Genomic DNA, 23,695 nt, shown 5'->3' on the forward strand with positions numbered 1-23,695 from the left:
AGGTGACTTGACCCGCACATCTGTCAATCAATATTCAGTTTTCAAAGTTCGTCTTGCTGTCTCAGCGACAGCTTGTTTATTCTAGCAAACTTAGAAGTTTTTGTCAACAACTTTTTTGTTTTTCTTTTGAAAAACAGCGTTTTGATATTTCCAAGTGTTGCTTGCTTCTCAAGAGGAAGCTTAGTTATAATACCATACCCCTGGCAGAATGGCAAAATGGAAAATTACGGTTAATAACAGTTTAAATTTGGTTTTTACGCGTTTTTTACATTCTCGCAGTTCTCTTTTCATTACTTTCTTAAACTTTACGTTACTTTACGTAAGAATTACAAAAGCTCGTTGAATCGTTCGTACTAAATCGAACAATTCAACGAGCTTTTACTTGTATCAGTTGCATATGTAACAACTATTACAGCTTTTAGCTTTTTTTATTTTCTTTGGCCGTATACCTGTTGGCCACCCATAGCGCCAACAGCGCACCCACCAGTTTACCGGCAATAACGGGAATGGTCATACCCGGCTCCACCCCAGCGGTAAAGCCCAGATAGTCCCCAAAGGTGCAGGATGCTGATACCATGAAGGCAATATTTTTGACTTTCCCGGCTTCCGTCATTTTGGGCAGCATCATGAAGGTAGGCAGCGGATTTACCAGCGTTACCCCAAAGCCAAATACATCGTCCTTGTTTACGGCCTTGCCGCCCTTCTTGTCCATGCGTTTTTCCACTGCTTTGGTTACCAGGGACATAATGGGCAGAGCACCCATAAGGAACACGGCAATGACGTCTACGATTTTCATAGCCACGTCCACTTTCTCCATACCGGCGATAATGGTAATGCCCGTTACCTGGGTAAAGCCAGCTGCCACAAGCCCCAGCGTTCCCAGCAGGGAAACCAGTTTGCCCAGCGCCAAGCAGCCGGCAATAATCAACCGAGGTCTCAGCAGCAGGCCCACTGCCAGCAGTAGGGACAGCAGCAGCACCGGCACCGTATTGTACAAGATGCTGCCCAGGGGAAACCCTGCAGCCAGACCTCCTGCCACAGCCCCAATGGGCATGGGAATAATGCCCAGCATAATTCCTTTGGCAAAAGAATCCAAGTCGTTGTCACTGATAATGCTCAGGCCCAAAGGAATCAGAAATACCAGGGTACAGCCCAGGGTAGTACCGATATTCAGGCCGGCATACAGAGCCATAGAGGGATCCTTGGCCAGTTCCATAGCCAAAGGATAACCGCCCATATCACTGGAAAGCAAGCCTCCAAACAGTGCCGGGTCCACCCCTGTGGAATTATACACCAGCGCGGCCAAAGGCTTAATATTGCTGGAAATCACAGGGGCCAAACAAATCATCCCTGCCATCCCCAGAGCCAGAGGGCCCATGGCATTGAGCCCATCTACAAACTTCTGCCCCAGCCCCAATTTGTTGCCGCGCAGATGGTCAATTCCGCCCAGCACAATACCAATGCCGATAATCATGAATAAAAGCTTGTCCAACCCCATCAAATTCACCCAGTTTCCCGCTAAATTTGCTGCCCCTGGGAAGCCTTACTGATTTGCTGCAGCAGTTACAAATGCCTTAAAAATGTTCTGCTGCTCTTGTGTAGTAAACATCATCTCTGGATGCCATTGTACGCCCAGGGTAAATACCTCAGCATCCTTCAGCTCCACCGCCTCAATGACCCCGTCCTCGGAACGAGCCGTTACCTTCAGCTTGGTTCCAGGATTTTTTACCGCTTGGTGATGGTAACTGTTTACCTCCACAGAGTCGTTACAGAGGATAGTATAGAGCAGGCTGTCTTTTTCTACAAGATTTTTATGCACAGAATATTCTCTGGGACTATTCCCCATAAAATGCTTCAGGTAACCGCCTTCGCTTTCCAGATCCTGGTACAGGGTTCCGCCCAAAGCGGTGGTCAGGATTTGGATTCCCCGGCAAATTCCTAAAAACGGTTTTTTATTGGCTAAGGCATAGCGGGTAATGTATAAATCCATTTTATCCCGCTCCGGAATAATCCGGCCGCATTGGCCAATCATCCGGGTTCCGTAATTTTTGGGATCCACATCATGGCCGCCGGTGACCAAAACCCCGTCTAATTTGGCCAGCAAAGGATCCAACTCCTGCATAGCTTTCAGCCGAGGCAGCAGCACGGGGATGCCCCCAGCCTTTTCTACCGCATAGACGTAGTCCCCTGCCAGATACAGCCAATCCTGGCCGGCAATACCTACGCCGGATTGCAGGCCCAGGCCATCCTGGGGATCATAGTTGCACGTTACACCGATTACTGGTTTCAAAGTTGTCATCGTAGTCATCCTTTCTGCCATACAAATTATTTGTTCAAGCCTTTACGGGCAGCATATTCTTTTTCCATTTTGACCCAGGGAGCCCATTTTTCCGTTTCCCATCTTTGGGGATTGGAGAAATATTCCTTGAACAGCTCCACAATCTGGCCGTTGCACCAGTATACCCCCAGCATATTGACCAGCACATACACGCCAGCAAAGAAGTCTACATAGGTAATCAGTTTGGAAATCCCAACCATGCCGCCGCCCAGGATCAATACCAGCATAATCCAGCGGGCTACGCCCCGGGCCTTTTCACCCACCAAGGCAATGAACTGGGCTTCGGTAAATTCAATCTGGGCGCAGGCGGTGGTAAAGGTAAACAGCACTACTGCTATCGTAACCAAAAGGCCGCCAAAGCTGCCCAGGCTTTGCTCAAAGGCCGTAGCCGTCATAATGGCCGGATCCAGTTTCAGGGTCCAAACGCCGCTGGTGAGCACCACCAGGCAGGTCATGGAACATACGATAATGGTATCAAAAAATACTTCAAATACGGCCCACATGCTTTGCTGAATGGGGTGATTCACATCGGCTACCGCATGAACAATGGTGGTTACGCCGGTACCGGCGTCATTGGAGTAGCAGCCCCGGGCAATCCCCCACCGGATGCTTTGGGTTACCGTAGCACCCACGAACCCGCCAACGGCAGCATGACCGGTAAAGGCATCCGCAAAAACAGCTGCCAAAGCACCGGGCAGATTGCCCACGTTCATGGCAATCACCACCAGGCAGCCTGCCATGTACATCACACTCATAAAAGGAACCAGTTTTTCCGTTACGGACAGCAGGCTCTTCATGCCGCCGATAACTACCAGGCCCACCAACAGGGTCAGCACCACCGTGGTAGCCAGCCGGGGCGTACCAATCCCCACCAGGTTATCCACCCCAGAACCGATCTGGGCCGAAGCGGCCAAAAACAGGCAGAAGATGCAGAGTACGGCATACACCGGGCTGATCCACTTCCAGCCGGTACCCTTGGTCAAGTAGATCTGGGGACCGCCTTCCCATACCCCGTTGTCCCCCATCCGGCGATACTTCATGGCCATGGTGGTTTCACAGAATTTGATGACGCAGCAGAAGAACCCGGACAGCCACAGCCAGAACACGCCCCCAGGGCCGCCAAAGGCTACCGCCATGGCCGTACCGATGATGTTGCCGGCCCCCAAGGTAGAAGCCAGGGCCCCGGTAACTGCCTGCCAGCCGGAGAACTTGCCGTCTTCACCCTTTTCCCCAAAGGATTTCCCAATGGTGTTTTTCAGGATAAAGCCCAACCGGGTAAATTGGGGAAAGCCCAGCCGGATGGACATGATGAAACCGCCGCCTACCACCCACAGCAGCATGGGGATGCCCCAGAGCCAATTTGCAAAAGCCTGCATACCTTCTAGAATAAACATAATGATTCCTCCTCGCATTTCCTGGCAGCAATGCCGTCCTTTCGTTTGTTGCCCCCATAGTAAGACCTATAGTCCACACCACGTCAAGAAGAAACTTTACGTTCTGTCCTCCGAACGTTTTCTTATTGTATGCAATCTGTTCTATTTTTAGCCATTTGTTTCTTGTATTAACCATAATGTATACTGTATTAACCATACAGCATTCTTGGTTCCTATTCTTTCAGACTTTATTTCACCAAACTCGCTTTAAAAAAGTCATTTTTATTTTTTTGTATAATTCTCCGTTTCGTTCGCCCCAGGGATTTTGCCTCATAAAAAAAAGATGGAGTTAACTCCATCTTTTTCAAAAATATTTTTCGCTTACAATTTTTTCCCCACATATCCATACATTTCCAAGGGTTCCCCATCCACATGTTCGGTATACATGTGATGTTTGGTGGTCTCCAGCACCGTCCCCAGCAGCTTGGTCTTCAGGCTGTACCCATTCTGCCGATACTCTTCCTCCAGGGCTTTCATACTGCACATCCGGCTGCTGCCCTCGGGGTACTTACGCATCAGGTTTTTCCGGCTTTGGCTGCCCCAAGGCAGGCTTTGGTACGCCCCAATCAGCTCTGCTCCGGGCTTCAGCTGTTCCTTCAGGTTCTGAAGCTGGCACTGCTTATGGTAAAAGCTGTATTCCAGCTCTCCAAAAAGGGCCACCACCAGATCAAGGGACTCCCTGGCCAGTGGCAGGTGCTCACCGGCATCCGCAATATACAAAACCTTTAGATCAGGAGCCAGGGTCTCCATCAGGGATTTATAGTCTGCCAGCACTTCCGGGTACTTGTCCGCAATGATGTACAGACAGTCCTGGGGCAGATTGTCCAAAAAATTATAGATAAAAAAGTAGCCGTTGATGTTCCCTTCAAAAATCACTTTCCCGTGCAAGTCCCTCTTGTTCAGCTCCTGCAGCATAAATTCCGGGCAGCGAGGCGCACAGATACTGAACTGGAGCCCGGTCTCATGGTACAGTTTCCGCTCCAGGTCCGGGGTATCGTGGTTTCCTGTATAAAGGTTCCCCGTCAGCAGGATGCCGTTGCGAATCTCCATCTGGCAGCCGCAGTCACAGCGCAGCTGCCCTTTCATCAGGAAAGACCGGCTGATTTCCCCACCTTCAATGGTAAAGCTTTTGCCGCAGTGGGGGCAGCGCAGCAGGGCAATGGCCTCCAGCGGCACCCCGCTGGCAGCCGTATGGGCAACCTTTTTCCGTTCTTCCAGCTGCCGGATTTCCTGCTGGAGCAGTTCCAGGCTGGCGTCCAGATTTTCCCGCTGCTGCCGCAGCTCCTTGGCCTTATTTTCCAATAGTTCAATGCATCGGTTCAGGGTGGCTGGCTCGATAAAGTTGGACATCCGTTTCAGGTACAGCAGGCTGCGGATTTCCGTAATGCTTAACTGCATATTTTTCAGCCGCAGGATAGTTCCCATATCCAGCTTATCTTTCTCGCCAAAATGCATCTGGGTTCCCACCACCTGGGGCCGCAATAGACCCATTTTCACGTAATAGCGGACCGTGTCCTTGGAAACCTGGTACAGGTCCGCAAAATCTCCGATTTTCAGATCTTGCATGGGAATTCCTCCTATAGGGTAAAAGCAGGCAAAGCCATAGGGTTTTGCCTGCTTTTTTTGCTCAAATACCGTTTTGCATGGACAGATCGATGATGCCCACCGCATACGGTGCGATTTCGTAGGGCTGGAACAAAAAGTGGATACTGCCGTCCGGGTCCAGATAGTAATTTTCCGGCAATTTTTCCAAGCCCTTAAATTCCGGATAGAAGTAATGGCCTGTGCCATAGGGCGTTGCCCACAGCTTTTCGTTGATTTTTTCCAGAGTAAACAGGGCTTTCTGGTGCTTGGGCACAAGGTCCTGCCATTTCACCAGCTCCCCGGTCTTGAGAGAAAAGGTGTAGCCCCGTTCCCAACTCAAGGGGTGGGCTGCCCGTTCAAAATAATCCATACCGTATTCCCGCACAGACAAATACCCCTCGCCGTAATGGCACAGCCGGTAGTGGATATAGGAGGTCAGCTTTTCCGAATGAACGTTGGCTTTTTCGTAATCCTTCCGGGACTTTTCCGCTACCTTTTTCAGGTACCGGGAAATTTTCCGGGATGCCTCCGGATTCTCTGCCAGGTACACCTGGGGATAGCTGAGATTCAGGCCATTTTCCTGAATCAGCTGGCTGCGGATCACCAGCCCCTGCTGGGCAACCATGACCTGCCCTGGAAATTCCCCTTCCAGCGGCTGCTCCAGGGTCAAATGGGCGGTTTTGGCCCAATCATTTTCTGCCGCCTGACTCATTCCTGGTCCGGACAGTACCAACGCCAGGGCCATAAATCCCGTCAGCAGCAAGCCTGCCTGCTTCTTTCCCATACTGCCTCATCCTTTCCTGTCTAGACACTTGCCACGACTTATTCTCTCCTTGTATTATACAAAGCCTTTTCGGCCTCTGCAAGAAAATCACTCCTCCAGGCTGTACCGTACCCGAATTCGGGCGGTGCTGGTTATGGGCTGTCCAGTCCGGTCCAGGGCCGGCTGGAACTGCCCCTGCCGGACCGACTGGAGAGCCGCCCGGTCCAGCCGGTCGTAGCCGGAGCTTTCCTCCAACCAGGCTTCCGTTACGCCGCCCGAAGGGCTTACCGTTACCCCTACCAGAACGCTGCCTTCTTCGCCGGCACTCCGGGCAGAGGCTGGGTACACCTTATGGTAAGAGGACAGGACGGGTCCCCGGCTAAGGTCCGCACTGCCGCTTCCAGCCCCGTTCCCAGCCCCGGAGCCAGAGCCTTCTCCGCCGCCTTCTCCACCGCCATTAGCGCCAGTGCCCGTGCCGGAGCCAGCAGGGCTTGCTGTGCCAGTCCCGCTGCCCGCAGCGCTGGGAGCAGAAAACCCTGCACTGCTCTCCCCCGTAGTAAGTACTCTTTTCCCCGGCTCGCCTCCTTCTGCTGAAGGGCCGGTAGGGGTCTGCAGCAGCTGCTGCAGTACCTGTTCCGTATTTTCCCCAGTACCGGCAGCGTTGCCAGACACCCCGGCTGCGCCGCCTGCCGTATTGCCCCCCACTTCCTGAAGGGTTACGTGAATGCTGGGGGGCTGGGGCGCTGGCCGCAGCTGGTACAGCAGCCCGCCTGCTGCAAAGACGAGCAAACCATGCACCAGCAGGGACCAGCCCAGATACCCGGGCCATTTTCCCTTAGCCATGACTTCCCTCCAGCTGCACCGTCAGGGCAAAATCCTTGATGCCGCAGGTTTTCAGTTCTCCCATAACACCCATGACCCGGCCGTAGCTTACCTCCTGGTCGGCCCGCAGGTTCACCACCTGACCCTTGCCCTGCTGCACCGCAGTCTGGGCCTCAGCCTTTAGCTGTTCCACCGTTACCGGCTGCCCCTGGAAATAAAGGCCTCCGTCCCGGGTAAGGGTTACTTCCAAGGGTGCTTCCTGCTGGAGTACCCCTTGGGCCTTGGGCAATTCCACGGGTACCCCGTACTGCTGGGTCATGTACATGGTACACACAATGAAGAAGACCAGCAGCAGAAACACCATATCAATCATAGGGGAAATCTGGATATTGGATTCCTTTTCCGAGGAAGAAGAACCGAAATGGATCATTGGTGCCAGCCCCCTTGCTGCGGCAGGCTGTCCGCATTTTCCATAAAGGTATTATCCACCTGTTCCAGCTCCCCTGCCAGGGTTTTTACCCGCTGGGCAAAATACGTATGACAGCAAATGGTCACAATGGCAATCAGCAGGCCAAAGATGGTGGTAATCAGGGCTTCCCCCACCCCGGCGGTAACCGCCAAAGGATTTTCCCAGCGGGTACCCAGGGCATCAAAAGAAGCCATCATCCCGGTGATGGTTCCCAAAAGGCCCAAAATAGGCGCCAGGGTCACAATCACCTGGAGATAGGTCAGGCCTTTTTCAAAATGCTGCAGCAGCTGCCGGCTTTCCCCTACAATATAGCTCTCCTTGGTCCGGACCTGGGGAGGAGCGGAAAGAAGTTTCCGTCCCAAAGCCGCCATTTCTCCCGGAGTATTCTCTGTCAGCTGCCAAGCCTCCTGCCAGCGGCTTTCCCGCAGCAGAGCGCAGAATTGCTGGGGAAAAACCCGGCCTGAATCCTCCTTATGAAAATACTTCCACCGTTCCAGGGTAAGGGCCAGGGAAATCACAGAACAAAGCAGCAGGGGCCACATTACCAAACCTCCCCGCAAAAAATAACTCCAACCTGTTTTCAGCCATTCCATCACTAATCTGCCTCCGTAAATCGATTTTTCAAAATGTCCTGCAATAACTCCTGCTGCCGTTTTTCCTGTTGGGGATTGGGCCGGGGCTGAATCCGCAGCCCTCCAGGGCCCCGCACCACCTGGCAGGAAAGGCCATAAGCCTCACTCAGCAGCGTTTCTGTCAGCACCTGTTCCGGAGTGCCCTGGGCCAGAATTTTTCCCCGCCCCACCAGCACCAGCCGATCACAATAAGCCGCAGCCAGGGTCAGGTCGTGCAGGGAAAGCAGAATTCCCAGGCCTTTTTCCACCAGCTGGCGGCAAAGCTGCAGCAGCTGTTCCCCCGCCGCCAGGTCCAGTTCCCCCAGGGGCTCATCCAGCACCCAATAGGGCGCCTGCTGGAGCAGGGTCCGGGCCAATAGCACCCGCTGGCGTTGGCCTCCGGACAATTGGTCCACCGGCTGCGCCGTCAGTTCTTCCGCTCCCATAAGGGCCAGACAGCGCCGGGCCTGCTGCCGCTCCGCTTCCCCTTCCTGGGCCAGCCAGGAAAGATAGGGATAGCAGCCAGTCAGCACCACGTCCTCCGCCGTATACCCAAAAGCAAGCTGCCCGTCCTGGGGCAGGTAGGCAATTTTCCGGGCAAGCTGCTGCCGGCTGAGCTGCCTAAGTTCCCTTCCGTCCACCTGAGCCGTTCCCCGCCCAAGGGGCAGGATTCCCGCCAGGCTTTTCAGCAAGGTGCTTTTCCCGGCACCGTTAGGGCCAATGAGCCCTACACACTCTCCTTGGGCCAGGGAAAAGTCCACCTGGTCCAAAACCTCTTTTTCTCTATAGCCCAATCGGGCCCCAATTAATTCCAGTGTCATATCAGTACCCCTTGAGCAGCGGCTCTTTGTCCCAAACAAACAATTTCCGGCCAAAAGCTGCGTTGGCCATGGCCTTGATGCCATACACCAGCTGGGGAGAAGCGTCATAGACGTACCGGTCCGGCAGCGCCACCAGATGCTTCAGGCCCCGCAGCTCCTGGTAGGCCGGATTGGCAAAAAACTGCTGCCGGATAGCCGCATAATCCTGCTGTTCCTCCGGATAGGGCTGGGCCACCAGGAAAAAGTCCGGGTCCGCCCGGAGCACTGCTTCAGGCGTCAGGGTATCTCCGTTTTTCAGGCCGGCTTCAGCCAAGCCATTGCGAAAGCCCGCCCGCTTGGTCAATTGGTCGTAAAGGGACCCGGTGCCGCCGTAACGGCTCATCAGCGAAACCAGAAACCCCACCGGCCGGGGCTGGGGCTCCTGGGCCACCACCCGGTCGATTTCTGTCAGCTGCGCTTCCAGCTGCCGGACCACCTTTTCTCCGGTCTCTTCCTGCCGGAGGGCTTTGGCCATCAGCCGTACATTGTCTTCCACTTGTCCAAGCGTAGACGGGCCATAGCACACCACCACAGGAATCCCCAGTTCCTCCACCTTGGCAATCAGCCCCGGATCGGACCAGGTGGAAGCCAAAAACAAATCCGGCTGGACGCCAGCCACAGCTTCCGGGGTATAATCCCGCAGCCGGGGGGTGACGCCTTTGGTTTCTTCACTGATAAAGGAGACCCCCGGTTCCCCGTCCAGATAATAGGCAGCCGCCAAACGCTCTGCCGGCACCAGGGTCAGCAGGGTTTCATCCAAATGGAGGGAATCGGTCACAATCCGCCGAGGCTCCTGGGGCAAAGTGACAGTTTTTCCCCGGACATCTACTACCGTATAGCCGCTTTTTAGCTGGGGTTTTGCCGTTGGGCCACAGCCAAAAAGCACCAGCAGCACACCCAGCAGCAATAGAAAGCGCAGGCTTTTCATGGGGTTCCTCCTTCTTAGGCTTCAGATACAGAAAAAGAGGCTGTGCAGCGCTCAGCCTCCCCTTCCTCTTTAGAACGAATATTCCGCGCCAACCATAATCCGGCGTCCGGGCATGGGATAGCTATCCTGCCCTCCGACTACGCCGCCCTGCTCAGCATAGGCTGCGTTGGTCAAATTGTAAACTGTGGCGTAGCCGGTCCAGTTTTGGTTAAACTTGTACCGGGCATTGAAATCCATGGTCAGGTACCGGTCTTCCCCGTAGTTTTTCCGGCTGAGACCGGTGGCTGCCCGGCCCCTAAGGGACAGGTTCCACCGCAGGTCATGGAACCGGACCCCAAACTGGTAGTAGTTGGGGGCATAGTTGTTGTCCCGGGTGTAGCCTGCATCAGCACGATTATCTTCCACTTTTACATAAGTATAAGACCCTTCCAAATCCCAATGCTTATTCAAATGGTGCACAGCGGACAGTTCCAGGCCGCGTTTCTTTTCTTTTTGGATATTCTCCGCGTAGGAATCCGTGCGGTACTCATTAACCTTCACTTCGCGCCACTCAATAGCATTGTTTAGCAGGCTATAGAAAGCATTAATGCTCACATCAGTTTTGGGCGTGGCCTTAAAGTTGTAGCCAATATTCCACACATTGCCGGTTTCCGCCTTCAGGTTGTCCTTGCCTACATATTTGCCCCACCCCCACAGGGACAGGTCAGAATAATAATACAGGTCATCGATGGTGGGCGTCCGAAATACCTGGTTCCAGGATACGTACAGATTGCTGTCCTGGGAGAATTTCTTGTTCACGGAAACACTGCCCGTGGTCCGGTTCCCGCTGTGGCTATGGTCATCATAGCGGACCCCGGCGTTTAACTGCCAGGAAGGCAGGAACTGCCACTGGTCCTGGACAAAGAGAGCCTTGTTGTTATACCCCTGGGTTCCCGTATAGCTGGCTATATTTTCAGCTTGGGCATGCCGGTATTCCAGACCCGCAATCAGCGTATTGTTCTCCGCCAGTTTCAGGTTCTGCTGGGCCTCCACCGCCCAATCGGTTTCGTCCATGCCCCCCAGGTTGTAGTAGGAATAATAGTTCCGGTACAGCTGCACATAGCCTTTGTTGTCCAGGTTCCGGTTCCAGTCGTAGCGCAGGCCCACATTGTTGGTTTTCTTGTCAATCTGGGAAGGGCTGTAATAGTTCACCTGGTAGGGGTTATTGCCCTCCAGATTGGAATAGTCATAGTTCAGGGTCAGGCCGCTGTTGGCATCAAAATCCTGGGTCACCTTCAGGGACAGGGCGTCCTGGGTATAGTCACTTCTGCCGGGCCACCGCTTGGTGTCCCCATTATGATCCTTATACTTTGTGTAGGAAGCCTTTTCCAGCTGGGCACTGACCAGAATTCCGGTTTTGTCCTGCCGGCCGCTGACGGTTACCCCCAGGTCCTGATTGCCCCAGGAGCCATAGCCTGCCCGCAGGGTTCCCGTAGTTTCTTCCGTATTTTTCGTGATAATATTGATTACGCCGCCTACGGCGTCCGCCCCGTACAGGGTGGAGGCGCCGCCTTTCACCACTTCAATCTTCTCAATGGCGCCCATGGGCGGCAGGGTATTCAGGTCAAGCGTAGCCTTCACCATAGACCCCATACTATTATTTACCCGGCGGCCATCCACCAGCACCAGCACCCGCTCATCTCCGTTGAGCATCACGTGGCGCTCACCGGCGCCAATACCACCCTGCATGACCCGGGCACCGGATACATCCTCCAGGGCTTCCGCCACATTTTCGTAGCCCCGCTCCTTGATCTGCTGGGCCGTAATCACCGTTACATTGGCAGGGGTATCCGCCTTGGTATTTTTCAGCCGGTTGGCAGTAATGACAATCTCCTGTACCGGTTCCTGGGCCGCATCGGCCGCCAGGGCCAGTCCACTGCCCAGAGTCAAAAGGGTCAGTGGTACCGTTACGCTAAGGGTTTTCCCCATCATTTTTTTCATTGCAAAAGCCCCTTCCAATTTTTCGTTTTAATATTTCACATGCATTAAATAAAGTCCTTGGGCCGGAGCAGCCATCCCCGCTTGCTTCCGGTCCTTAGCGGCCAGTACCGCCGCAAAATCTTCTACCGTCCATTTGCCGGTGCCCACCCGCACCAGACAGCCCACAATATTGCGCACCATCCGGTACAGGAAACCGTCCCCGGTAATGGTAAACACATACAGGTCCCCGTCCTGCACCCAATGAGCTTCCTTCAGGGTCCGAACCGGGGACCGATCCTGGCTCCCTTGGTTTTTGAAGGAAGAAAAGTCGTGGGTGCCCAAAAGCAGCTGGGCTGCCTGGTTCATGGCTTCTACCTCCAGGGGCTCCCGGATTTCCCAGGTATAGTTCCGCTGACAGGGATCCGGCAGAGGCGCATAAAGTACCTTGTATTGGTACGTTTTTTCAATAGCATCGTAGCGGGCATGAAAATTCTCCGGTGCCACTTCCGCGGTGCGGATGACAATATCCGGGGGCAGGACTGGCTCCAAAGCCCGCCGGTAGTTTTCCGGGGGAATGGGACTTTCCGTAGAAAAGGAAATCACCTGTCCCAGCCCGTGGACTCCGGCATCGGTCCGGCCTGCCGCCTTGATCAAAATCGGTTCGCCCAGTACCCGGGTCAGGGCCCGTTCCAGCACCTGCTGGACACCTACCCCGTTTTTCTGGCGCTGGAACCCTTGGTAACTGGTTCCGTCGTAGGCCACCAGGGCCTTAATGGTTCTTCTCATGCAGCAAGCGGCCCCCATTTCAAAAAGGCCAGCAGGGCAAATAGGCCCAGCATCACCAGGGCCGCAGCGCCATCACCTTTTTTATAAACCAGTTCATTCATCCGGGTCCGACCTTCCCCGCCCCGGTAGCACCGGGCTTCCATGGCCAGGGCCAGTTCATCGGCCCGGCGGAAGGCAGAAATAAACAGGGGAATCAAAATGGGCAGCATATTCCGGGCCCGTTTCATGATATTCCCCGAAGAAAAGTCCGCACCCCGGGACATCTGGGCCTTCATGATCCGGTCCGTTTCCTCCAGCAGGGTAGGAATAAAGCGCAGGGCAATGGTCATCATCATGGCCAGCTCGTGGGCCGGCACCCCGATTTTCTTAAAGGGCCGCAGCAGGGATTCTATTCCATCCGTCAGTACAATGGGTGACGTAGTAAAGGTCATCAAGGAAGAAATCAAAAGCAGCAGCACCAGTCTCAGGGACATCTTGATTCCCAGAATGATGCCTTCTTCTGTCAGGGTAATGAATTTCCAGCTCCACAGCACCTTCCCGGGATCCGTAACAAAATGAATGCCCATGGTCAGCAAAATAATGACCCACAGGGGTTTCAGCGACCGCAGCAGCAGACCTGCCGGCAGCTTGGCCAGCAGGGTGCCCAAAAAAATCAGGGCAATCAGCAGTCCGTAGGACAACGGCGAATCGGCCATAAACACCATGACCATATAAAACAGGACGGACAGGATTTTGGTCCTGGGGTCCAAACGATGAATGCAGGAATTGCCGGGATAGTATTGGCCCAGCGTAATATCAGTCAGCATGTTTCCACCCCTTTGCCCGCATAATAGCTGCCACCAGTTCGTCCTGGGTAAGAGGCGTACCGTGCAGGGGCAGCCCAGCCTGTGCCAGCTCATCAGCCAGTTTCAGGCTCTCCGGAATATCCACGGACAGCTCCTGGAGCTTTTGGCGCTCCTTGGCAAACAATTCCCGGGCCGGGCCGTCCAAATGGACCTTCCCGCCCTGCATTACCAGAAGCCGGTCCGCATACTGGGCCGCTTCTTCCATACTATGGGTAATGAGCAGCACCCCCATTTTCCGCTTATGGAAAATTTGCAGCAGCTGGTGGAACACATTGTCCCGGCTGACCGGGTCCAAACCCGCACTGGGCTCGTCCATAATCAGGTAATCCGGTTCCATGGCCACTACCCCGGCAATGGCCACCCGGCGCATCTGTCCGCCGGACAATTGGAAAGGAGACCGTTGGGCAAAGGTATCGTAGTCCAAATCCACAAATTCCAGGGCGCTTCGGACAGCTTCTTCCACTTCTTCCGGGGTCTTTCCCTGATTCCGAGGCCCAAAAGCCACGTCTTCATAAATAGTTTCCGCAAAGAGCTGGTGTTCCGGATATTGGAATACCATACCCACCTTGCCCCTGGCGGTTTTTACCTGGGCACCTTTGCCGGCCAGGTCCACCCCATCTACCAGCACCCGGCCGGAAGAAGGATGGAGCAGCCCATTCAGATGCTCAGCCAGGGTGGACTTGCCGCTGCCCGTGTGGCCGATAAGCGCTACAAATTCCCCTTTTTCCAGGGTAAAGCTCACATCATCCAGGGCTTTCTGCTCCAGACTGGTGTGGGCCATATAGGTATAGGAGATATGATCTACTTGGATGGACATAATGCTTCACACAACTCCTTATGGGTCAGAATGGGAGGCAATTTGTGCCCCTGTTTGTTCAGGACATTGGCCACCTCAGCGGCCAGAGGGCATTCCAGGCCCAGGGCACGAATCCGGTCCACCTGGGTGAATACCTCTTTGGGGGTGCCTTCCAGGGCGATTGTTCCCTGGTCCATGGCGATGATCCGGTCCGCCAGGATGGCTTCCTCCATTTTGTGGGTAATGTACACAATGGTAATGTGTTTTTCCTTGTTCAGCCGCAGCACCGTGCTGACAATCTCCTGCCGGCCTTTGGGGTCCAGCATGGCGGTGGGTTCGTCAAAAACAATGCAGCGGGGCTCCAGGGCCAGCACCCCGGCAATGGCCACCCGCTGTTTCTGGCCGCCGGACAGCCGGTGAGGTGCATGCTTGGCATACTCAGTCATGCCCACCACTTCCAGGGCCTGCTGGACCCGAGGCCGGATTTCCGGTCCGGGCACCCCGATGTTTTCCAGGCCAAAGGCCACATCTTCTTCCACGATGGCAGCCACAATCTGGTTGTCCGGGTTTTGGAGGACCATGCCCACCTGCTGGCGCACCGGCCACAGGTTCTCTTCCAGGGACGTATCCATTCCCGCTACCAGGCACTGGCCTTCCGTGGGCAGCAAAAGGCCGTTGAAATGCCGGGCCAGGGTGGACTTGCCGCTGCCGTTGGTGCCAATAATGGCCACAAATTCACCGGGGGCAATGGACAGGTTGATGCCCTTTAGAGCCGTCATTTCCTGGTTTTGGCCATCGATATAGGTATGGGTCAAATTTCTCGTTTCAAGTATCGGTTCCATAAAATCCTCCATAAATTAAGATTATAACTTTGTTGACCGCACCCCGTCAATGACACAAAAAAAGTGGTGTGCAGATTCGCACACCACTTCAGGTTCTTACAGGATTCCAGGAGGAAGCATAGTTCCTACACCAGGTCCAATGGGCAGGCCCAGCGCCAGCCAACCAATCAGGAAAAGGATCCAGGCAATCTGCAGCACAATCGCAATGGGGATCATGTTGGAGATCAGGGTACCAATGGCAAGATTGGGCATGTATTTTTCCTGGGCCACGCTGAGGATCATCCAGATATACGGGCTCATAGGCGTGAAGCAGTTGCCCGGGGAGTCCCCCAGCCGGTACAGCAGTTGGGCGAAACCAGGATGGTAGCCCAGCAGCATGAACATGGGAACGAAAATCGGGGCGAAAATAGCCCACTTGGCAGAACCGGAGGAAACGAAAATGTTTACGCCGGCGGTAATCAGGATAAAGGCAATGCACATGGGGATACCGGTAAAACCAACGCCCTTCAGGAAGTCAGCGCCGCTGATGGCCATCAAGGTACCCAATTGGGTCCAGTTGAACAGCCCTTGGAACTGGCCGCAGAAGAAGCAGAACACCACATAGGCGCCCATACCGCTCATTTGTTTTACCATGGCACCGTTGATGCTTTTAATGGAATTGAATTTCCCGGTGCTCATACCAAACACAATGCCGGCAATGCTGAACAGGAAGAACAGAATAGGAATCAGGCCCTTCAGCAGCAGAGAACCTACCAGGGTATGACCGTCCTTGGACAAGATGCCCGTAAAGAAGCCTACAGCCAGAATAACCACGTAGATAATAACGGCCAGCGCAGAATGATGCAGGGCCTTGACTTCCGTGGGGGTTACTTCAACAGCCTCTGCTTCCGTTTCCGCCCCTTCGTACTTGCCAAAGCGCGGTTCGATGATTTTTACAGAAACTGCACCAATCACCAAAGAGCACAGGAAGGTGGAAACGAACATGAAATACCAGTTACAGGTTACGTCTACGGCAAAGGCGCCGGGCGTACCCAAAAAGGCATCAATGGCCTGGTTGGTCAAGCCTTGCAGCAGGGAGTCAGTGCCTGCCACCATCAGGTTGGCGGTAAAACCAGCCTGGGCACCGGCGTAGCCAACGATCATGCCTACCACCGGGTGCTTTTTCACGCCGATGTACACAATGGCGGCCAAAGGCGGAATGACGATCATGGCCGTATCGGAAGCGATGTTGCCCACCGTACCCAGGAAAGCAATCAAATAGGGAACAATGGAGGGCGGCACATTTTTCAGGGACCGTCTCAGCATGGTCACCAACAGGCCGGATTCTTCACAGAACCCGATGGCCAGAGTCATGGTGATTACCAGACCCATGGGGGCAAAGCCGGTGAAGTTCTTGACCAGGTTGTTCAGCAGCCAGGTTACCCCGTCCTTAGAAAATAGGTTTTGGGATACCACGGCTTTCCCAGTTGCCGGGTTCACCAGGCTGAAATTGGTTGCGGTCATTACGGTACCAATTACAGCAGCGATTAAGAATAAGACCACGAACAGAATTGCGGGCGGAGGCAATTTGTTGCACACGGTTTCAATGGTATTCAGAAACCGATCCACCCAGTTTTGCTTGGATGCTTGTTTTGCTTCCATGCGATGCACCCTCCTTTTAGTTTTGTATACTAAGCACAGCAGCCCAGCTGCTGTGAATTAGTCAAAACCTCGAACATTTCTTCACAAGAAGTTCGGATTGTCTTTATAATAGCATGTTTGGAAAAGCCTTGTCCAGTCTTTTATCTTGTTATTATTTTCATGAATTTCTATGTTATAATAATTACAAGTTCAACTTTTCCCTCTACTTCTGCAAAAAAATTCCCAAAGGAGAATCGCCTATGGAAAGTGTCGTTATCAATTTGTTCCCCAATTTTGCCTTCTGGAAGCTCCATTCATTAAAGGAATATTTACTGTTCTTTTTGATGCTGGCAAGCGGAATTGCTCTGCTTTTCTACGTTTTGCGCCGCATGAAGAAGGCCAGGACCCCCGCCGGTTCCTTGAAGCGGATTACCGAAGCCGTGCAAAAACAAAGTCATGGAAAAGCCCGCATTTTACGGCCGGCATCGCCTTTACTCCAGGGCTGCGACCTGTTAGTACTTTTAAATCAGGATTTGGTTATCCTTAAAAACGTGTATACCGGATACTTTATACAAGGTTCGTACCATGCCGAACAATGGAAAATTTCTGATAATTCTATGTCGCAGGAAATAGCGAATCCCCTTCCATTCCTGCAAAAAGACGCAATTGAGATTGAGAATCTGCTAAAAAAGAATAAAATAGAAAATCTAACTCTGCATTATTTTGTGCTTTTCTCGGATAATTATGCAGAACCGGAGATTACCCTGGATGATGCGGCCCTGCCCTACGCCCAAACCCTGAAAACCTTCAAGGACTGGCTGAAAAAACATCAGCTGCATCCCCATACGGCCCAGGAACTGGAGGCAATCCAAAAGGCCCTGGAGCCCCTGTGCAAAGTAGAGGAGTGAAACCCATGCCCAACCAAAAACGTTTATTGGAAACCTTTCTCACCTATGTCCAGGTGGATTCTGTATCCGGCAGCGAGGCCCCTATGGGGGAGCTGCTGCTGAAAACCCTGCGGGAGCTGGGCCTGGAGGTCCGGCGGGATACAGCTGGCAGGGACAGCGGTACCGGAGACGGCTTTAACGTCTATGGAAGACTGCCCGGTACCCTTCCCGGCAGCCCCGTACTGCTGGTGGCCCATATGGATACCATGCCCCCGGGCTGCGGCATCAGGCCCCAGGTTAACAATGGCCTGATTACCTCGGACGGAACCACCGTCCTGGGCGGCGACGACAAGTCTGGGGTGGCGGCCATTGTGGAAGCCCTCCGCTCCCTGGTGGAGGAACAGCGTCCCCACCGGACAGTGGAAGTGCTGTTTACCATTGGAGAAGAAACCGGTATGCAGGGCACAAAACATTTGGACTATACCTGGTTTCAAAGCAAAAACGCCCTGATTTTCGATCTGGGCGGTCCCCAGGGCACGCTGGTGACTCAGGGGCCTGGGCAGCTGAAATTCAAGGCCCTGGTCCACGGCCGCAAAGCCCATGCAGGGCTGGCTCCGGAAAAGGGCATCAGCGCCATCCAGGCAGCAGCCAAAGGTGTGGCCGCCATGAACCTGCTGCGCATTGACGAAGAAACCACCTGCAACCTGGGAACCTTCACCTGTGTGGGCCCCAACAATGTGGTGCCGGACCTGGTCCTGCTCCAGGGGGAAGTCCGCAGCCGCAGCCTGGAAAAACTGAACCGGCAGGCAGCACACCTGAAACAATGCCTCCAGGAAGCCTGTGACGCCGCAGGAGCGGTCCTGGACTGGGAACTGGTAACCAACTATACGGTCTTCCAGGTACCGGCCCAGAATCCCTTTGTACGGGAGGTGGGCGCCGTCTACCAGGAGCTGGGCTTTACCCCCGCTATCCAGGCCACCGGCGGAGGCAGCGATGCCAACGTGCTGGCCCTCCACGGCTTCACCCCCCTCATCCTCAGCACCGGTATGAGCAAAGTCCATACCACGGAAGAAGAACTGCGGGTAAAGGACCTGGAAGACACCTGCACCTTTATCCACCGTCTTCTTACCCAGCCAGGGAAAAACTAACGTTATGAAAAAAGCTCCGGAATTTGTATCCGGAGCTTTTCCTTTATTTGCCCGTCTGGGCGGGGCTTCCATAAATTTCCTTCATGTAGCGGAATGCCGCCCACGCCTTGGGCCAGCCTGCATAAAAAGCTGCCTGGGTCAGGATTTCGGCCATTTCTTCCTGGGTCACACCATTTTCCTTGGCTTTAGCAATGTGGTGCTTTAGGGAACTGTCCAGGACCCCGCTGGACATGACCGCCGTAACCGTCACAATGCTTCTCAGTTTGGGAGACAGCTCCTTTTCCCGGGCCCAAACTTCCCCAAAAAGCACATCATCGTTCAAATGAGCAAATTCCGGGGCGATACTCCCCAGTTGATCCCGGCCGGCAGTCACCTTCCCTGCCGGCTTGGCGGCAGGTGCATTCTGGGCCGCCGCCGCATAAGCGGCCCCAGTGGACAGCAGCAGAAAAGACGCAGCCAGTGCGGCTGCCCATTTTTGTAAACGTTTCCCTGTTTTCATCTTTATGCTCCTTTCAAAACCTCCAGCCTGACAAAAAACAACTGGATTTTCTCCTTTTACTATATCGGAATAGGCCATTCATGTAAAATATTTATTTCACATGAATGGCCATACGAAAATTGCATGATTTAATAAAAAAGCAAGGGGATGTGAAAAAATAAGACTTCTATCGTCGCCTTTGGCGACACTTCCTACACGCTTGCAGGAAGCGTTCCAGACCTCTACTGGTCAAGTGACAGACAAGGGTGGTGCAGGTATTTACATACCTAAATTTTATCTCAAAACCCGTTTTGCACATGACTAGTATAGGTCTAAGACCGGCCCATTCAAGCGTGAAGGGGCTGTCAGCACGTAGGGCTGACTGAGGAAGTTTTGAGACACAGATACGGCTATAACGAACAATAAAAATGGCTTGCGAACTAGTTTGAATTCGCAAGCCATTTTTTCACAGCCCCTTGCTCTAAGTGCTTCTTATTCTTCAGTTTCAACGGACTGGGCAGCCTCTTCCTGTGCTTCGGCAGGACGATGGAGCTTCAGTTCGATGTTCCGATATTTCGGCATACCGGTTCCGGCAGGAATCAGCTTACCGATGATGACGTTTTCTTTCAGGCCCAGCAGCGGATCAACCTTGCCTTTGATGGCAGCATCGGTCAGGTTTCTGGTGGTTTCCTGGAAGGAGGCAGCGGACAGGAAGGAGTCCGTAGCCAGGGAGGCTTTGGTGATACCCAGCAGGATGGGATGTGCCTTGGCCGGTTCCTTGCCTTCAGCCAGGACCTGATCGTTTTCATCCTCGAATTGGGCAATGTCCACAATGGAGCCCGGCAGCATGTTGGTGTCACCGGCATCATCAATGCGGTATTTCCGCATCATCTGACGAACCATTACTTCCACGTGCTTATCGTTGATTTCTACGCCCTGGGACTTGTACACGCCCAGTACCTGTTGTACCAGGTAGTGACGGGTAGCGGCAGGACCGGAAATACGCAGGATATCGTGGGGGTTCAGGGAGCCTTCGGTCAGGCGGTCACCCACCTCGACGGTATCGCCTTCGGCCACATGAATCTTGGCGCCATAAGGAATATGGTAGGTATCTTCCGTGCCATCTTCCTTTTGGATGATGATGAAACGGCCATCGTCCTTTTCCTGAATGTCCACCACACCGGCGGATTCGGACAGGATACCAGGATGTTTCGGTTTTCTGGCTTCGAACAATTCTTCGACACGAGGAAGACCCTGGGTAATATCGTCAGCACCAGCAACACCGCCGGTGTGGAACGTTCTCATGGTCAGCTGCGTACCAGGTTCACCGATTGCCTGGGCGGCAATGGTACCAACGGCTTCGCCCACTTCCACCTTTCTGGCAGTAGCCAGGTTACGGCCGTAGCAGGCCCGGCATACGCCATAGTGGGATTTACAGGTCAGTACGGAACGGATCTTCACCCGGCCGTCGCCGTGTTTTTCACGCAGGTCGGCAATTACGTCGGCCATATCTTCGGTAATGTAGTCGTTGACATGGTACAGGACTTTGCCTTCCGTATCCACGATTTCTTCGGCCAGGACACGGCCAACCAGACGATCCCGCAGGGATTCCAGTACCGTGCTCTTATTCTTACCGGAGGTAATGGCTTCTACGTACACGCCATCCACTTCGTTGTTGCGGATTTTCAGTTCCTTGACGGTACCGTCAGCCAGGATGGCTTCAATGGTATCGGCAGTGAACTTGTCCCCAGCATGGGCCAGTACCAGCCCAGACTCGGTTTCGATATCTTCTTCCACTTCCTTGTTCAGGAAATGGTGGGTCATATGTTCCCGGAAAGCAGCTTGCACCTTTTCCTCGCTGACGTTGATCTGCAGAGTTTCAGGTTCTTCGTTGCTGTCTTCATCCTGGGGATACAGGCTGATTTCCAAAATCCGGGCAGCCAGGAGACGGTCAAAGACGTCTTCCGTTACCACCGTATCGGCCTCTGCCAGAATGGAGCCATCCACAGGGCTAAGCACGCTGGAAGCCAGGGTACGGCCTACGGCGTATTCCTTCAGCTTGTGCTGGCTGGAACCCAGAACGGCCTTGCAGAAGCGGGCGCGTTCCCGTACCAGATTCATGCCGGTAACGTCGCAGTCATCTTCCCGGACGATAACGTCCTGGGCCACGTCTACCAGACGACGGGTCAGGTAACCAGAGTCGGCGGTACGCAGAGCCGTATCGGCCAAACCTTTACGGGCACCGTGGGTGGAGATGAAGTATTCCAAAATGGTCAGGCCTTCACGGAAGTTGGATTTGATAGGACGGTCGATGATCCGGCCGGAAGGGTCAGCCATCAGACCACGCATACCAGCCAGCTGACGAATCTGCTGGATGTTACCACGAGCACCGGAGTTGGCCATCATGTACACCGGGTTGAAGGCGTCCATGGTGTTTTTCATCAGGGCGTTGGCTACATCTTCCGTTGCCTTATCCCACAGGGCGATAACTTTGCGGTACCGTTCATCCGGGCTCATCAAGCCGCGGTTAAAGAGGGTTTCCACCTTATCAACCTGTTTTTCGGCAGCGGCCAGGATGGAAGCCTTTTCTTTCGGGATCTGAATATCGGAAGCAGCAATGGACAAGCCGGATTTACAAGCGTTGTCGTAACCCAGTTTCTTGACAATATCCAGCACCCGGGCAGTCCCGAAGTTGCCGTACAGCTTATGGGCTTTAGCCACCAGGCGGCCCAGTTCTTTCTTATCAATCAATTTACCCAGCAGCCAGGTACCATCTTCCTGTTTGGAGTAATAGCGCATTTCCAGCGGCAGTTCGCAGTTGTAAATGATATTGCCCACAGAAGTGGTTACCAGGCTTTCGCCCTGGTCGGAAGCTTCCGGGAAAATTTCTGCATTGGGCACGCGGACTTTGATCCGGGCCTGCAGATCAATGACTTTATGGAAGTAGGCCAGACGAGCTTCGTCAAAGCTGATGAAGCGGCGGCCTTCACCCTTGGCGCCATCCTTGAAAATGGTCAGGTAATAGGCACCCAAAACCATATCCTGGGTAGGAACGGTAATTGGTTTTCCGTTGGTAGGAGCCAAGATGTTGTTGACACTCATCATCAGTACCCGGGCTTCAGCCTGGGCTTCTGCGGACAGCGGCAGATGGACAGCCATCTGGTCACCGTCGAAGTCGGCGTTGTACGGGGTACATACCAACGGATGCAGTTTGATGGCGCGGCCTTCGGACAAGATGGGTTCGAAAGCCTGGATACCCAGTCTATGCAGGGTCGGGGCACGGTTCAGCAGTACAGGATGTTCTTTGATAACGTCTTCCAGAACGTCCCAAACCACGTTGGTAGCCCGTTCCACCATTCTCTTGGCACTCTTGATGTTGGTGGCAGAACCGTTTTCAACCAGGCGCTTCATTACGAAGGGCTTGAACAGTTCCAAAGCCATTTCTTTCGGCAGACCGCATTGGTGCATCTTCATTTCCGGGCCTACTACGATTACGCTACGGCCGGAATAGTCAACACGTTTACCCAGCAGGTTCTGACGGAAACGGCCCTGCTTGCCTTTCAGCATGTCGGACAGAGATTTCAGAGGACGGGTGCCAGGGCCCGTTACGGCACGGCCGCGGCGGCCGTTATCGATCAGGGCATCTACAGCTTCCTGCAGCATCCGTTTTTCGTTCCGGACAATGATGTCAGGAGCCTGCAATTCCTGCAGCCGTTTCAGACGGTTGTTCCGGTTGATGACCCGGCGGTACAGGTCGTTCAGGTCGGAGGTGGCAAAACGGCCGCCGTCCAGCTGAACCATAGGACGCAGGTCAGGAGGAATAACCGGAATTACATCCATAATCATCCATTCGGGTTTGTTGCCGCTTTTCAGGAAAGCTTCGCATACATCCAGCCGACGGACAATATTTCTTCTCTTTTGCAGGCTGGTTTCCGTTTTCAGGGCAGCCCGCAGTTCCTTAGTCAGTTCTTCTACGTTGATTTCATGGAGCAGTTCCTTAATGGCTTCTGCGCCCATGCCCACCCGGAAGGTAGGGCCGTATTCACTGAGTTTATCCTGGTATTCTGCTTCGGTCAGCAGTTGTTTTTTGGTCAGGTTGGTATCGCCCGGATCCAGGACAATGTAGCTGGCAAAGTACAGGACTTTTTCCAGGGCTCTTTGGCCAATGTCCAGGATAGCGCCCATCCGGCAGGGAATTCCCTTGAAATACCAGATATGGGATACGGGAGCAGCCAGTTCAATGGAGCCCATCCGATCGCGGCGGACCTTGGAGCGAGTAACTTCTACACCGCATTTGTCGCAGACGACCCCTTTATAACGGATGCGTTTGTACTTGCCGCAATGGCATTCCCAATCCTTGGTAGGTCCAAAAATCCGTTCGCAGAACAAACCATCCCGTTCCGGTTTCAGGGTTCTATAGTTGATCGTTTCCGGTTTGGTTACTTCCCCGTGGGACCAAGATCTGATCTTTTCGGGAGAGGCCAAGCCGATACGCATAGAATGAAATTTATTTACGTCTAACAAGA

At 53.7% G+C, this 23,695-nt stretch carries 20 protein-coding genes; 2 read left to right on the plus strand and 18 right to left on the minus strand.

The window, feature by feature from the left end:
• Window positions 1-418: 418 nt before the first annotated feature.
• From eutH to DW089_RS06325, 16 genes are all read right to left on the minus strand, one after another.
• Complete coding sequence (eutH, locus tag DW089_RS06250) at window positions 419-1,492, minus strand: ethanolamine utilization protein EutH (RefSeq protein ID WP_233547569.1); 1,074 nt, start codon at window positions 1,490-1,492, stop codon at window positions 419-421.
• A 51-nt stretch (window positions 1,493-1,543) separates the two neighbouring features.
• Entirely contained in the window at window positions 1,544-2,290 is a 747-nt protein-coding gene (locus DW089_RS06255) for a gamma-glutamyl-gamma-aminobutyrate hydrolase family protein (protein ID WP_199614641.1), read from the minus strand.
• Window positions 2,291-2,325: 35 nt separating this feature from the next.
• Window positions 2,326-3,732 (minus strand): sodium:alanine symporter family protein, encoded by a 1,407-nt coding sequence (locus DW089_RS06260; RefSeq protein WP_231086339.1) that lies wholly within the window; start codon window positions 3,730-3,732, stop codon window positions 2,326-2,328.
• Window positions 3,733-4,092: 360 nt separating this feature from the next.
• Complete coding sequence (locus DW089_RS06265) at window positions 4,093-5,337, minus strand: MerR family transcriptional regulator (protein WP_158572332.1); 1,245 nt, start codon at window positions 5,335-5,337, stop codon at window positions 4,093-4,095.
• A 61-nt stretch (window positions 5,338-5,398) separates the two neighbouring features.
• Window positions 5,399-6,139, minus strand: a complete 741-nt coding sequence (locus DW089_RS06270; protein WP_105326887.1) for an RsiV family protein — start codon at window positions 6,137-6,139, stop codon at window positions 5,399-5,401.
• Window positions 6,140-6,226: 87 nt separating this feature from the next.
• Complete coding sequence (locus DW089_RS06275) at window positions 6,227-6,961, minus strand: energy transducer TonB (RefSeq protein WP_105326886.1); 735 nt, start codon at window positions 6,959-6,961, stop codon at window positions 6,227-6,229.
• Window positions 6,954-7,370: a biopolymer transporter ExbD gene (locus tag DW089_RS06280; protein WP_105326885.1), complete on the minus strand. Its 417-nt coding sequence runs from the start codon at window positions 7,368-7,370 to the stop codon at window positions 6,954-6,956. The genes DW089_RS06275 and DW089_RS06280 overlap by 8 nt, the downstream gene beginning before the upstream one ends.
• A complete protein-coding gene (locus DW089_RS06285) occupies window positions 7,367-7,951 on the minus strand; it encodes a MotA/TolQ/ExbB proton channel family protein (RefSeq protein ID WP_231086337.1) in 585 nt (194 codons plus the stop codon). The genes DW089_RS06280 and DW089_RS06285 overlap by 4 nt, the downstream gene beginning before the upstream one ends.
• Before the next feature lie 53 nt (window positions 7,952-8,004).
• Window positions 8,005-8,841, minus strand: a complete 837-nt coding sequence (locus DW089_RS06290) for an ABC transporter ATP-binding protein (RefSeq protein ID WP_158572333.1) — start codon at window positions 8,839-8,841, stop codon at window positions 8,005-8,007.
• 1 nt (window position 8,842) lies between these two features.
• Window positions 8,843-9,808: an ABC transporter substrate-binding protein gene (locus tag DW089_RS06295; RefSeq protein ID WP_231086335.1), complete on the minus strand. Its 966-nt coding sequence runs from the start codon at window positions 9,806-9,808 to the stop codon at window positions 8,843-8,845.
• A gap of 69 nt (window positions 9,809-9,877) precedes the next feature.
• On the minus strand, window positions 9,878-11,788 hold the full coding sequence (locus DW089_RS06300) for a TonB-dependent siderophore receptor (protein ID WP_105326882.1): 1,911 nt from the start codon (window positions 11,786-11,788) through the stop codon (window positions 9,878-9,880).
• A 27-nt stretch (window positions 11,789-11,815) separates the two neighbouring features.
• The gene (truA, locus tag DW089_RS06305; RefSeq protein WP_105326881.1) at window positions 11,816-12,553 is read right to left on the minus strand and encodes a tRNA pseudouridine(38-40) synthase TruA; all 738 of its coding nucleotides are present in this window, start codon (window positions 12,551-12,553) and stop codon (window positions 11,816-11,818) included.
• On the minus strand, window positions 12,550-13,359 hold the full coding sequence (locus tag DW089_RS06310) for an energy-coupling factor transporter transmembrane protein EcfT (RefSeq protein ID WP_105326880.1): 810 nt from the start codon (window positions 13,357-13,359) through the stop codon (window positions 12,550-12,552). Before DW089_RS06310 ends, truA begins: the two co-directional genes overlap by 4 nt.
• Window positions 13,349-14,215, minus strand: coding sequence for an energy-coupling factor transporter ATPase (locus tag DW089_RS06315; RefSeq protein ID WP_105326879.1), 867 nt, complete (start codon window positions 14,213-14,215; stop codon window positions 13,349-13,351). The genes DW089_RS06310 and DW089_RS06315 overlap by 11 nt, the downstream gene beginning before the upstream one ends.
• Window positions 14,200-15,036, minus strand: a complete 837-nt coding sequence (locus DW089_RS06320) for an energy-coupling factor transporter ATPase (RefSeq protein WP_105326878.1) — start codon at window positions 15,034-15,036, stop codon at window positions 14,200-14,202. The genes DW089_RS06315 and DW089_RS06320 overlap by 16 nt, the downstream gene beginning before the upstream one ends.
• Before the next feature lie 96 nt (window positions 15,037-15,132).
• Window positions 15,133-16,677, minus strand: coding sequence for an AbgT family transporter (locus DW089_RS06325; protein WP_105326877.1), 1,545 nt, complete (start codon window positions 16,675-16,677; stop codon window positions 15,133-15,135).
• Window positions 16,678-16,790: 113 nt separating this feature from the next.
• Here DW089_RS06325 and DW089_RS06330 point away from each other — a divergent pair, with 113 nt between their 5' ends.
• The gene (locus tag DW089_RS06330; protein WP_146109054.1) at window positions 16,791-17,564 is read left to right on the plus strand and encodes a hypothetical protein; all 774 of its coding nucleotides are present in this window, start codon (window positions 16,791-16,793) and stop codon (window positions 17,562-17,564) included.
• Window positions 17,565-17,569: 5 nt separating this feature from the next.
• Window positions 17,570-18,691 carry a M20/M25/M40 family metallo-hydrolase gene (locus DW089_RS06335; RefSeq protein ID WP_105326875.1) on the plus strand — a complete coding sequence of 374 codons (1,122 nt, stop codon included), beginning with the start codon at window positions 17,570-17,572 and terminating at the stop codon, window positions 18,689-18,691.
• A 43-nt stretch (window positions 18,692-18,734) separates the two neighbouring features.
• On the opposite strand, the gene DW089_RS06340 is transcribed toward DW089_RS06335, so the two are convergent.
• The gene (locus tag DW089_RS06340) at window positions 18,735-19,064 is read right to left on the minus strand and encodes a carboxymuconolactone decarboxylase family protein (protein WP_353937273.1); all 330 of its coding nucleotides are present in this window, start codon (window positions 19,062-19,064) and stop codon (window positions 18,735-18,737) included.
• A gap of 597 nt (window positions 19,065-19,661) precedes the next feature.
• Window positions 19,662-23,693 carry a DNA-directed RNA polymerase subunit beta' gene (rpoC, locus tag DW089_RS06345; protein WP_231086333.1) on the minus strand — a complete coding sequence of 1,344 codons (4,032 nt, stop codon included), beginning with the start codon at window positions 23,691-23,693 and terminating at the stop codon, window positions 19,662-19,664.
• Window positions 23,694-23,695: the final 2 nt, after the last annotated feature.

The sequence above is a fragment of the Acidaminococcus sp. AM05-11 genome, assembly GCF_003472805.1.
In the GTDB taxonomy this organism is placed as follows: Bacteria; Bacillota; Negativicutes; order Acidaminococcales; family Acidaminococcaceae; genus Acidaminococcus; species Acidaminococcus hominis.

Excerpts from the sequence above, each read along its gene's own strand:
- DW089_RS06260 (WP_231086339.1), bottom strand. The coding sequence starts at position 3,732 with ATGTTTATTCTAGAAGGTATGCAGGCTTTTGCAAATTGGCTCTGGGGC.
- DW089_RS06265 (WP_158572332.1), bottom strand. The coding sequence starts at position 5,337 with ATGCAAGATCTGAAAATCGGAGATTTTGCGGACCTGTACCAGGTTTCC.
- DW089_RS06270 (WP_105326887.1), bottom strand. The coding sequence starts at position 6,139 with ATGGGAAAGAAGCAGGCAGGCTTGCTGCTGACGGGATTTATGGCCCTG.
- DW089_RS06275 (WP_105326886.1), bottom strand. The coding sequence starts at position 6,961 with ATGGCTAAGGGAAAATGGCCCGGGTATCTGGGCTGGTCCCTGCTGGTG.
- DW089_RS06280 (WP_105326885.1), bottom strand. The coding sequence starts at position 7,370 with ATGATCCATTTCGGTTCTTCTTCCTCGGAAAAGGAATCCAATATCCAG.
- DW089_RS06285 (WP_231086337.1), bottom strand. The coding sequence starts at position 7,951 with ATGTGGCCCCTGCTGCTTTGTTCTGTGATTTCCCTGGCCCTTACCCTG.
- DW089_RS06290 (WP_158572333.1), bottom strand. The coding sequence starts at position 8,841 with ATGACACTGGAATTAATTGGGGCCCGATTGGGCTATAGAGAAAAAGAG.
- DW089_RS06295 (WP_231086335.1), bottom strand. The coding sequence starts at position 9,808 with ATGAAAAGCCTGCGCTTTCTATTGCTGCTGGGTGTGCTGCTGGTGCTT.
- DW089_RS06300 (WP_105326882.1), bottom strand. The coding sequence starts at position 11,788 with ATGAAAAAAATGATGGGGAAAACCCTTAGCGTAACGGTACCACTGACC.
- truA (WP_105326881.1), bottom strand. The coding sequence starts at position 12,553 with ATGAGAAGAACCATTAAGGCCCTGGTGGCCTACGACGGAACCAGTTAC.
- DW089_RS06310 (WP_105326880.1), bottom strand. The coding sequence starts at position 13,359 with ATGCTGACTGATATTACGCTGGGCCAATACTATCCCGGCAATTCCTGC.
- DW089_RS06315 (WP_105326879.1), bottom strand. The coding sequence starts at position 14,215 with ATGTCCATCCAAGTAGATCATATCTCCTATACCTATATGGCCCACACC.
- DW089_RS06320 (WP_105326878.1), bottom strand. The coding sequence starts at position 15,036 with ATGGAACCGATACTTGAAACGAGAAATTTGACCCATACCTATATCGAT.
- DW089_RS06325 (WP_105326877.1), bottom strand. The coding sequence starts at position 16,677 with ATGGAAGCAAAACAAGCATCCAAGCAAAACTGGGTGGATCGGTTTCTG.
- DW089_RS06330 (WP_146109054.1), top strand. The coding sequence starts at position 16,791 with ATGTTTGGAAAAGCCTTGTCCAGTCTTTTATCTTGTTATTATTTTCAT.
- DW089_RS06335 (WP_105326875.1), top strand. The coding sequence starts at position 17,570 with ATGCCCAACCAAAAACGTTTATTGGAAACCTTTCTCACCTATGTCCAG.